The organism is Clostridium thermopalmarium DSM 5974, from assembly GCF_002995795.1.
GTDB classification, from domain to species: domain Bacteria; phylum Bacillota; class Clostridia; order Clostridiales; family Clostridiaceae; genus Clostridium_H; species Clostridium_H thermopalmarium.
In genome coordinates this window covers 95,397-107,313 of sequence record NZ_PVXN01000037.1, presented here as the reverse complement: position 1 = coordinate 107,313, position 11,917 = coordinate 95,397, and the positions used below count along the sequence as shown (strand labels likewise).

The 11,917-nt window shown below is 28.2% G+C and carries 10 protein-coding genes and 1 CRISPR repeat array; of the genes, 8 read left to right on the top strand and 2 right to left on the bottom strand.

Translation table 11 applies throughout. The features are described 5' to 3' along the window. The 3 genes from CPAL_RS14090 to CPAL_RS08010 all read left to right on the top strand — a co-directional run. The coding region (locus CPAL_RS14090) for an IS3 family transposase (RefSeq protein WP_341458845.1) at positions 1–100 on the top strand (100 nt) is incomplete at its 5' end. Positions 101–160: 60 nt separating this feature from the next. After that, positions 161–2,747: direct repeats of the CRISPR family, unit length 30 nt; unit sequence ATTGAACCTTAACATAAGATGTATTTAAAT. A gap of 355 nt (positions 2,748–3,102) precedes the next feature. Further along, on the top strand, positions 3,103–3,483 hold the full coding sequence (locus CPAL_RS08015) for a hypothetical protein (RefSeq protein ID WP_106024397.1): 381 nt from the start codon (positions 3,103–3,105) through the stop codon (positions 3,481–3,483). 395 nt (positions 3,484–3,878) lie between these two features. Then, a complete protein-coding gene (locus tag CPAL_RS08010; RefSeq protein ID WP_106024396.1) occupies positions 3,879–5,306 on the top strand; it encodes an alanine/glycine:cation symporter family protein in 1,428 nt (475 codons plus the stop codon). Positions 5,307–5,339: 33 nt separating this feature from the next. Here CPAL_RS08010 and CPAL_RS08005 read toward each other — a convergent pair whose 3' ends face one another. Next, entirely contained in the window at positions 5,340–5,516 is a 177-nt protein-coding gene (locus CPAL_RS08005) for a DUF6440 family protein (protein ID WP_423237158.1), read from the bottom strand. Positions 5,517–5,944: 428 nt separating this feature from the next. Here CPAL_RS08005 and CPAL_RS08000 point away from each other — a divergent pair, with 428 nt between their 5' ends. The 4 genes from CPAL_RS08000 (at position 5,945) to CPAL_RS07985 (ending at position 8,036) form a co-directional block, all read left to right on the top strand. Next, positions 5,945–7,000: a ParM/StbA family protein gene (locus CPAL_RS08000; protein WP_106024394.1), complete on the top strand. Its 1,056-nt coding sequence runs from the start codon at positions 5,945–5,947 to the stop codon at positions 6,998–7,000. 15 nt (positions 7,001–7,015) lie between these two features. Then, entirely contained in the window at positions 7,016–7,372 is a 357-nt protein-coding gene (locus CPAL_RS07995; protein ID WP_106024393.1) for a hypothetical protein, read from the top strand. Between the two features lie 210 nt (positions 7,373–7,582). Further along, positions 7,583–7,804: a DUF1659 domain-containing protein gene (locus CPAL_RS07990; protein ID WP_106024392.1), complete on the top strand. Its 222-nt coding sequence runs from the start codon at positions 7,583–7,585 to the stop codon at positions 7,802–7,804. Positions 7,805–7,820: 16 nt separating this feature from the next. Beyond that, positions 7,821–8,036, top strand: coding sequence for a DUF2922 domain-containing protein (locus CPAL_RS07985; RefSeq protein WP_061857791.1), 216 nt, complete (start codon positions 7,821–7,823; stop codon positions 8,034–8,036). Between the two features lie 83 nt (positions 8,037–8,119). On the opposite strand, the gene ispF is transcribed toward CPAL_RS07985, so the two are convergent. Beyond that, positions 8,120–8,593 (bottom strand): 2-C-methyl-D-erythritol 2,4-cyclodiphosphate synthase, encoded by a 474-nt coding sequence (gene ispF / locus CPAL_RS07980; protein WP_061857790.1) that lies wholly within the window; start codon positions 8,591–8,593, stop codon positions 8,120–8,122. Between the two features lie 1,152 nt (positions 8,594–9,745). Here ispF and CPAL_RS07970 point away from each other — a divergent pair. Continuing rightward, positions 9,746–11,878 carry a sensor histidine kinase gene (locus CPAL_RS07970; RefSeq protein ID WP_133241821.1) on the top strand — a complete coding sequence of 711 codons (2,133 nt, stop codon included), beginning with the start codon at positions 9,746–9,748 and terminating at the stop codon, positions 11,876–11,878. The last annotated feature ends 39 nt before the right edge of the window (positions 11,879–11,917 follow it).

Genomic DNA, 11,917 nt, shown 5'->3' with positions numbered 1-11,917 from the left:
TGAATATATAGAATCCTGGTACAACAGAAAAAGGCTTCATAGCAGTATCGGTTATATGACTCCTCAACAGCTTGAAGATGCTTTAAGAAAAACTGCATAAAAATTTGAGTTTTTGTGTCTACTATATTGACATAAATCCACCTTCTTTAATATCTGCAACATTGAACCTTAACATAAGATGTATTTAAATTCATTTTCTCGTCACGTTTATAAAGTAAAGTCTACTATTGAACCTTAACATAAGATGTATTTAAATTCATTTGCATTGACAAGTTTAATTTCTTTATACCACCATTGAACCTTAACATAAGATGTATTTAAATTTCTTAAATATCTTCTTACGTTTCTTTCTGAATTGGATTGAACCTTAACATAAGATGTATTTAAATGGTGGTAAATAAGTTTGATATAACTCAATCTATAAAATTGAACCTTAACATAAGATGTATTTAAATCTGACACAACAGTTTAATGATGGAATCGTTGATATTTATTGAACCTTAACATAAGATGTATTTAAATTGTTAAACTCCTTTGTTGTTCACTACTATTATTCCATTGAACCTTAACATAAGATGTATTTAAATCATTGGATTGCATGGAAATAATAGAAGCTCTAGTAGATTGAACCTTAACATAAGATGTATTTAAATTTTTGAGAGATGCTAAAATGCCTGCAACTTTAATATTGAACCTTAACATAAGATGTATTTAAATCCCTTTTGAATCTCCTTACTGTTGTTAATTATATACATTGAACCTTAACATAAGATGTATTTAAATACAATTATTTTTATATTTTTATTTGTATTATGCTTAATTGAACCTTAACATAAGATGTATTTAAATTTCCTGCCAATCGTCCACATTCATTGACTCTAATTCCATTGAACCTTAACATAAGATGTATTTAAATTGTTAAATAATAATACTAAAATAAGTTCGTAACAATATTGAACCTTAACATAAGATGTATTTAAATGCAATATTGTATACTTCTTTTAATTCTTCAATGTATTGAACCTTAACATAAGATGTATTTAAATGGAAATTCCTTCTTTATCAATCTTGATGAAGCACATTGAACCTTAACATAAGATGTATTTAAATCGAATTATATGACTTTGATGACGACACCGAAATTAAATTGAACCTTAACATAAGATGTATTTAAATATTAATTGCTTATCTTGATTATATTATACCGTATATATTGAACCTTAACATAAGATGTATTTAAATTCTAAACATTTCTTACATATACTCTTACCCTTATAAATTGAACCTTAACATAAGATGTATTTAAATGGTTCTGCAAACTGCACTCTAGTAAGCCATACAGCAAATTGAACCTTAACATAAGATGTATTTAAATATTATTCCATTTGATTCTGCTTGGTTATCCTGTTTTATTGAACCTTAACATAAGATGTATTTAAATGAAGAAACTTTCTGCATTTATCCCAGTGGCTAAAGATTGAACCTTAACATAAGATGTATTTAAATAATATCTTGGGCTGGGAATATTGAAAAGATAGAAAATTGAACCTTAACATAAGATGTATTTAAATACTTTCTCTGCTACTGTTTCTTTAGGTATTGAACCATTGAACCTTAACATAAGATGTATTTAAATTCAAACCCTGCACCTGGTGTTCTATTAACTGCACCTATTGAACATTAACATAAGATGTATTTAAATTCTAATTTTATAGTTAACGAATTATCTACACTAGATTGAACATTAACATAAGATGTATTTAAATCTTTTATTACTGATTATTGTAGTTTCCGTAGTAACATTGAACATTAACATAAGATGTATTTAAATTTATTTAGTAGTGGCGGATTTTCCGACGTCGGTTTATTGAACATTAACATAAGATGTATTTAAATTACTTAATTATTGTCCTTACATTTACTCCCCATCATTGAACATTAACATAAGATGTATTTAAATGGAGCAGATGCTACAGAAAAATTATCTTCTATGGTTATTGAATATTAACATAAGATGTATTTAAATATTTGTTTTACAATATCAAGCATTTTATTACCTCCATTGAATATTAACATAAGATGTATTTAAATACGATAGCAGCTTCAAGCTCTGTTGCTAATGCTTCAATTGAATATTAACATAAGATGTATTTAAATAGAACAAGTTACAGTAAAAATTGAGTTAGTTCAAAGATTGAATATTAACATAAGATGTATTTAAATACCTCTTTACCTTTAACACCTTTCAATTTTGTTTTTATTGAATATTAACATAAGATGTATTTAAATAATACATTTTTATGCCTTCTTTTTTCTCTGTTGTGCATTGAATATTAACATAAGATGTATTTAAATAAATGAGTTATAATCCTCGTTGCACATCTTTCAAATTGAATATTAACATAAGATGTATTTAAATTTATTGTTTATGAATTCAACTCCTAAATTTTTAAGCATTGAATATTAACATAAGATGTATTTAAATTATTATACAACCTCCATATTATTTATATCAAAATTATTGAATATTAACATAAGATGTATTTAAATTTCCTCCTTTTACTGTTCTTTCCTCCAGCCTTCCATATTGAATATTAACATAAGATGTATTTAAATTGGTCCATTTAAGTCAAATCCAGCAGTTGTTATGATATTGAATATTAACATAAGATGTATTTAAATATAGTACAAGCGGAAGATTTATCTCTTGTAATATAATTGAACATTAACATAAGATGTATTTAAATCTGACACAATCCCATGTTTTAGTGCCTATCAGCTCTATGGGGAAGAGAGAATTATGATAGCACTTTTTATTTACAGTATGCCATTAATAGCTATTGTTTTTTCGTTGTTTTAAAATGATTAGAAATGTTATACGTAATGAAGATAAGTATATTACTACTACTTATGGTACTTTATCTTTAGCCTATATTGTTTTTGGATAACATTAATATATTATTAAATATCTACTAAACTAACTAATAGAATATATAAGCTTAGTTACCTGAAAATCTATTTTTATATAATAAAATTTGTAAAAGGGAGATAAAATTTTATCAAATAAAAATATTTAAACAATTTAAAGGTACTGAGGAAGAGATGGTTGCATTATCAGCAACTTGTATAGGATCACATTCTCTAGGTTATGTATATAACAGTGGAGCAAACTCATATGCAAAAGTGAATTTTACATTTTCTTGGTCTGGAGTACCATTTGTGTCAGGAACAGATGTTGTAGCAATGACCTGGGAACAAAATTATTATCTAGATCCAAATAAACCATCAAAATTAGTTAATAAATATAATGTAACAAGTGATGGTGGCTCATACGTAACAAGAACTTATTCTACAACTTATGATTCTGTACCAAACTATGCAGTTAAGTTTGAGTTTCCTGTAAGACCAATTGCATCACAATACATTAAATCTGGATCAGGAACAGTATACCTTTATAGACCCAATACAGTAAAAATATTTTAATAAATCAGGGCTAGGCACTATTTTGTGCTTTGCTCTTTTTTATTGTTGAATTTATTATTTTGTATTGAAAATCATAATAAGATTACATATTATATAGCTTTTCAACTTTTTTGTTTAGATAATGCTGGCTTACTCTTACTAATTAAGCTTTTAAGTTCGCTCAGAGTTATATTTGCACGAGCATATCTGTAATCTACCATAATAAAAACAGTTACTTTTAAACTTTTTAAGTTGATAATTAATAGAATTATATGTGAAAAAAATCATCCATTTAAATAAGTAAGTGTATTATAATGGAATAAATTGAAGCGAATTACATTGACAATATGCCTGTTTTCTGGTAAAATCCTTAGGTGTCTGCAAAATTTTATTTATAATGGGAATGGAATATTAAAATGGATATTTTACAGAATATAGTTTCATCAATCAACAATATACTTTGGTCATACGTACTTATCGCATTGCTTATTGCTCTTGGACTTTATTTTACTATAAGGTCTGGGTTTGTTCAATTTAGATTCTTTGGTGAAATGTTTAGACTTCTTGGAGAGGGAGCAAATAAATCTATCTCTTCTAATGGAAAAGAGCATAAAGGAGTTTCTTCTTTTCAAGCTTTTTGTATTAGCACGGCTTCAAGAGTAGGAACCGGTAATCTTGCAGGTGTAGCTATAGCTATATCTACAGGAGGACCTGGAGCTGTATTCTGGATGTGGCTAATAGCTCTAATAGGCGGTGCATCAAGCTTTGTTGAAAGTACCTTAGCTCAAATATATAAGGTTAAAGACGAGCATGGATACAGAGGTGGTCCTGCATATTATATGGAGAAGGCTTTAAATAAGAGGTGGCTTGGAATTTTATTCTCCATTTTGATAACTATATCTTTTGGATTAATATTTAATTCTGTACAAGCTAACACAATTTCTTTTGCTTTTGAAGAGGCTTTTGGAGTAAGTAGACTTGCTGTTGGAATAGTTATAACACTTTTTACCGCTATAATAATCTTTGGAGGAGTTAAAAGAATTGCAAAGGTTGCTGAGATGCTTGTTCCAGTTATGGCTATAGGTTATATACTAGTTGCTTTATTTGTTGTGTTTAAGAATATTAATCATGTGCCTGCAGTATTTTCACTTATTATGGAAAATGCGTTTGGGATAAAAGAGGTAGCAGGTGGAAGCATTGGAGCTACTGTTATGCTTGGAATTAAGAGAGGACTATTTTCAAATGAAGCTGGAATGGGAAGTGCTCCAAATGCAGCAGCGACAGCAGATGTAACTCATCCTGTAAAGCAAGGATTAATTCAGACATTAGGAGTATTTACTGATACTATTCTAATATGCAGTTGTACAGCATTCATAGTGCTTTTATCAGGAGCTTATACAAATTCAAAATTAGAAGGTATACAGCTTACTCAAAATGCATTAAGTTCTCAAGTTGGATCTTGGGGTAATACATTTATAGCTATATGTATTTTACTTTTTGCTTTTAGTTCTATTGTTGGAAATTATTATTATGGAGAAACTAATATAGAGTTTATAAAGGCTAACAAGTTGTGGTTGTTAGCATATAGAGTCGCAGTAGTTGGAATGGTGATATTTGGATCAATAGCTAAGATTCAAATTGTATGGGATATGGCTGATTTGTTTATGGGAATAATGGCTATTATAAACTTAATAGCAATTTCTAGACTTAGCCATATAGCTTTTGCAGTCCTTAAGGATTACGCAGCACAAAAGAAAGAAGGGAAAGATCCAGTATTTAATGCAGATAGCATAGAAAAACTTGAAAATGCTGAATGCTGGAAAAATAAGAAAAAAATAGCATAACCAAAAATAAAGGGAAGGTTTTGAGCCTTCCTTTTATTTTTGTATAATTGAACTTATAGGCCTTCCATCTTTATCTAATAGAGGTGTAAGACCACCAGCATATCCATCCCAAGCAAATAGGTAATTAACGCCTGTTTCAGTATCTACCATGATTTTACATCCAGATAAACTTCCTTCTTTATGAATCACTTCAAATCTCTTTTTGGACACTATAAACACCCCAATACATAAATATTTTATTATATGTGTTAATTGTATTATATTTTAGTATAGTATTTTATATTTAATATTACAAGTATGTTTCTTATTAGTATTATTAGTTTAGTCTTAAAGAATTAATATACTTTCCAGTACTATCATGATAAGCATATATACCAAATTTTGAGACTTGCTCTGAAAATCTTCATAAAAAGGATCTTCGTTGGTTTGATAATAAATTCACCAATCCATCAATTAGCATATGTCAACCTATAGTATATGCTTAAAGGAACTTATTTAGAACTTTTTTATGGAATAAAATTACAAATGGGTATTTACTAATTTATGGAAATGGATTATAATGGAATAAAATGGAATAAAGCTACAATATAATATAATCCATTACATTATATTATGATTTAATAAGGGAGGAAGAGCTAATGTCAAAAAATAATAGTGGTAACAACATTGTAGATTCTTTTTCTGTACAAGTAATTGATGATGGATATGCAGATACAAAATCTAGGTCAGAAGACTCAGGGATGTTTATAACTCCGTCTTATGTTACTGCATGGAGACCATCATATAATAAAGATAACGATTTAAAGGAAGATCCGAAGAATCCTCTTAATAGAATAGAAGTAGAAGTAAATGGAACTAGATATCTAGTTGGAGAGGCTGCTATAAGGCAAGATAGGAATATTCAATGGAATGGAGCATCGGACAAGCACAATGATAACTCTTTTGATATTTTGTTAAAAACTCATTTAAGTTTGATGGCAAAAAAGCCAATAAGCAGAGTAAAGTTGGTTATGGGACTTCCTGTAAAGGCAACCTTGGATAAAGAAAGAATAGACAAGATGAGAGCTAAGGTTATAAGACAGCACAACCTGGGCATAAGGCTTCAAGGACAAAAAGAGTTCGAGAATAAAATCATAAAGGTAGAAGATTTAATTATAAAAGCACAACCTCATGGAACTTTATGTGATTTAATATTAGATGGAAACGGAAACATCAGCAATAAGGATTTAGCAAGAAAGGTTAATGCTATATCAGATATAGGCGGAAAAACTCATAATCTTTATCTGGTAGATGCTCTAGAACCTCTTTCAGATTTTTGTGACACAAAAAATAGTGGTATGTATACAGCTTATATGTGGATTAAGGATTACATAGAACAGGAATTACATATGACTGTATCTGATGGACAAATCCAGTTTATAGTGGCAAGCGGACAGATAAAGGGATATGACTTAACACCAGTTATCCAGAAGGCTTATAGAAGCCTTGCAAGAAAGATTATATTAGAAATTGAGACTGTTTGGGAAAATGCTTTTCCTTTCATTGACAATATAATATTCACAGGTGGAGGAGCTGCAGTTCTTAAGCCTTTTCTTGAAGAGGAATTTAAAAATGCTATGTTTTTAAGTAGAACTCAAAATCCATCAGGTCTGTTTAAACAGGGTATTAGAAAGTGGAAAAGAAGAGCTGTATAGAAAGGAGAGCTAATTATGCAAATTTCACTTTATATAGGACAACGAAAGAAAAAAGATAGAATAGTTAATGAAGAACTTTTAAAATACGTTGAAGGAGATAGAAGCGATAGAATAAAGGATTTAATATTAAAGGGACTTATATTTGAAGGTAAAACTGACATTGAAGAAAAGCTTTTAGATATGAGATATATGTATAGTAATAATTTTGTTACAGTGACTAAGGATGAGAGTCCTGCAATTCAGACTGCTGCTACTACCTGTAATTATATTAGAAACACGGATAAGAAAGTGGAGGATATAAAACCGGATTTTAGTGATATAAAAGTTGAAAAGAAAGCAATTATTGATGATGAATTAGAAGACAGAATATGATAACCAATGAAAAGAGGAGAAGTTGAGGCACTAAAGCGCCAGTGGATAAGTTTATAGAGTTTAGATGGTTTAGGAATGTTAAGAGTTCTGAGCCATCTAATTTTTTTGTTTTCACTAAGGGCTAGTCAATATAAACTTTAAAAATTTTTATTTATAGGGTAGTTATTTTTAAGGTTGTGCATATCTACTAAGTGAAAGGGGTTGATGAATATGATAAATTCAACAAATGTAAAAAGTACATTGGCAATTAAGTATCTTGCAGGGCAAGACAAAAATGGAAAGGATGTGTTTAAAACTCAAAGGTTTCAAAATGTTAAACCTAGTGCAAGCGATTCAGATGTATTTGATGTCGCTACAGCATTAGGAAATCTCTTAGAAAATCCTGACGTTGAAGTGATAAGAGAAAATGATAACTTAATAGTTAACGAATAATAAAGGAGGTATTTAGATGAGTAAAACATTAGTTATGAATTTTTTAACTGATCAAGGGAAAAAATCATCTATAAGATTTAAAGAGATTAAAGATAATGTAGATGATTCAGTAGTTAGTGGTGTTATGGATACTATTATTGAAAAGAACATATTTATAACTTCTAGTGGAGAATTAAAGGTAAAAGATTCAGCTCAGATAATAGATACAACTATTGAAGAGTTAAATATTTAAATGATTAGAGACAATATGCAGCTTTAAACCAAGCTGTGTATTGTCTCTTCACTTTTATCTTATTAATAGAAGATTATAGATTTTTAACATGAAGTAATAAGGCAAATGCTTTGACTTGATATTCCTTGTTCTTTTCCTGTAAATCCAAGGCCTTCTTCTGTAGTAGCTTTGATATTAATTTGATTTTCATCAATGTTTAAAGTAGAAGATATGTTTCTTATCATAGCAGGAATATAAGGTGCCATCTTAGGTTTTTGGGCAATTATTGTAGCATCGATATTTACTATAGAGTAGCTATTTTGCTTCAATAAATCCCTTACATATGACAGAAGTTCAAGGCTTGATATTCCTTTATATTTAGGATCTGTATCTGGGAAATGCTTACCAATATCTCCGAGAGCAGCGGCTCCAAGTAAGCTGTCCATTATGGCATGAAGAAGTACATCAGCATCAGAATGGCCAAGCAAACCAAGATGATGAGGAATTTCAATACCGCCTATAATAAGTTTTCTTCCTTCAACTAATTTATGTACATCATATCCCATTCCAATTCTCATAGTGAAAACCTCCATAACAAGTGTAATACAACGCTACTTCTATTATATTGTAAAGAAAAATAAAATATCAATGCATAATATAAAAACTGCAACTACGATAATTGCAGTTTTTATAAAAAATATTTGTCAACGTTTACAACCAATGTTTATATTTAGGTGAGTTATTGTACTTGTACGTTCGTCTAAAGATTTTATCAAATATATGTTTAGCTTTTTCAGCAATTATTTTAATAAAGGATTTTCTTTGTTTTGGATGATGAGATTCACTATTTTTATACTTATTCTTGTGCTTAGATCTTTTGGATGCAGATTTAAAATCAACATAGATAATATTATCTTCCACAACTTTGCACTCCTTTATTTAATAACTTCTATATATTAATTATACCACAAATAGCAGTAAGTTACTGAAAATTCAGAAAATTTTTTATAAAGTTATGTGCATTAATTTATACTAAGTTAATGCACATAGGACAAAAAACAAGAAATGGGCTTTGCAAAAAGATGTATAGTATAGTGTATGAAAAAAGTTATAATACTGTTCCTTAAATATAAAAAAATAAAAAATATATATATATAATTTTGCATATGTTTACAGAAGATTAGAGTATTATGCACAAGTTGTACACAAATATGTGGATAAAGTGTACAAGTTAATAAGAATTGTGATAAATTTTTAATAAATTTGCACAAATTAAATTTGAATATATTAAAATATACTGAATATCAACATAAAATAAACAAGTTATACACAGGATATATGTGGACAATGTGGATAAATATCAAAGCTAAAAGATAATAATAATCAATACAGAAGTATATTTATATTAATTACATATTATAATTATAAATGGTAAAAATGCTTATGAAAATAAAAAATATATTAACAGGGCATTAACAGTAAACTAACAAGTTATACACAGGCAATTGTGCATAATGTGCATAACTTGTCTTATTAAATTAATGTTTATAAAAAGGTTTAAGAAAAATTCATATGAGTTAAGCTTTAAATTAAAGAATTTATAAGTTATAAGAAATATAGTAATTGAAATATATCATAAAATAGCAGGATATTTAGATGTTATGTAGAATTTATTTATTTAAAGGAAAATTTTACTTATGGCCATTTTATAAATAAGGGGTGTGAGAAAAGTGAGTTTTGTGAATGACATAGATAGTGATAATAAATGTCATAGAGACATATTACATATTATTAGTGTTAATATTTCTATTTTAGGCATTATTTCTATATTTCTAATTAATATAGGTTTTAGAAATTATCTTCTTTTTCACATCATTATAGAGATATTTATTTCTTTGATTAGCTTTGATATTTTTATCGTAGCGTTAAATACTTATAAAAATTCTAAAAATAATTTTCTTATGACCCTTGGAGCAGCTTATGCTTTTGTAGGGTTATTGTACATAATTCATACTCTATTTTATAAGGGCATGGGGATATTTGATAGTAGTCTACCTTTAATGGACATAGCTACTCAACTTTGTCTCAGTGCAAAATATATAGAGGCTATATCACTGCTTATAGCGTGCGTATTATTTCACAAATCTCATAAGATATTAGTACCGAAGGTTATTTTAGAAATATATGCTATAATTGTTTCTATTATACTTATTACTATTAGATTTGGAGTATTCCCCAAATGTTTAATAGATGGTGTAGGATTTACTAGTTTTAAAATTATAAGTGAATATGTAATTTGCTTAGTATTAATCTTTTCTATATTTTTTTTATTTAAGGCTAAAAGATGTATGAACTCATTAGTATTTACATATATGAATCTTTCTATATTAGTTGCAATAATATCTGAAATTATGTTCACATTGTATAACAATCATTATGTGGTTGCTAACATGATAGAGCATATTTTCAAAGCAATATCTTTTTATTTTATACATAATGCCATTATAGAAATTGGTTTAAAAAATCCATATAAGTTGTTATTTGATCAATTAGAAGAGGCAAGCTATAATTTGGAAAAAAAGAATTTTGAGTTGAATAAAATTATAAAACAGCTTGAGGCTGAAAATAAGCATCGCCAATATATAGAACGAGTAATTATGAATAATGAGCAATGCTACAATCTTTTGATTGAAAGTAGTAAGGAAGCTATCTTTGTTCATGTAGATGGAAGGATAATATTTGCTAATGGTGGCCTTGTAAATTTAATAAGAGCCTCAGATTTAAAGGATATTATAGGAAGAAAAGTAGTTGATTTAATTCCTGAGAATTTAAGATATGAAGTTAGTAATATGATTAAAAAACAATATAATAAATTAAGAGGTGAATTTTGTTACGAAACCAAGCTTAAAAAGTATACAGGAGAGGTTATAGATGTAGATGTAAGAAGCACGTGTTTTAACTATAATGGAGTAATATCCGCTTTGACAATAGTTAGGGATATATCAGAGAAAAAGCAAATTGAAAAGCTAAAGGTTGATTTTGAAAAAAACAGAAAAAAGTTAAATGAGTCCTTAGAATTTAACAAGAGGATAACAGAATTCTTTTCAAACATATCTCATGAACTTAAGACTCCTTTAAATGTAATTTTTGGGTCAGTACAAGTACTAGAGCTATATAATAAAAAAGGTATGTTAATGCCTAGTATGTACAACAAGTATTTAAAAATAATAAAACAAAATTGCTATAGGCTTCTTAGATTGGTCAATAACATAATAGATATATCAAAGATAGATTCAGGTTTTTTAAAACTTAATTTAAGCAATTACAATATTGTAAATGTTGTTGAAGATATCACGTTGTCTGTAGCAGATTATATAGAAAGCAGAGGGGTAAGTCTAATTTTTGATACAGATATAGAGGAAAAAGTAATTGCTTGTGATCCGGATAAAATAGAGAGAATTATGCTTAATTTGCTTTCTAATGCAATAAAATTTACTAATCCCGGAGATGAAATAACTGTCAATATGATGGATAAAGGTGAACATATACTTATATCAGTAAAGGATACCGGGGTAGGAATTCCAGGGGATAAGCTTCAAGATATATTTGAAAGATTTAAACAAGTAGATAAGACTATATGGAGAAATAGGGAAGGAAGCGGCATAGGATTATCTCTAGTTAAATCCTTAGTAGAGCTTCATGGAGGAAATATAAGTATAAAAAGCAAGCAAGGAGAAGGAACTGAATTTATTATAGATTTGCCATCTAAAACTGTAGATTATGAGGAGGTAAATAATATAAATATGTCATATGAAAGTAAGGTAGAGCGCATAGATATAGAATTTTCTGATATTTATATGTAATATTACATGATATATAAAATTGAAAATGTTTTCAAGAGA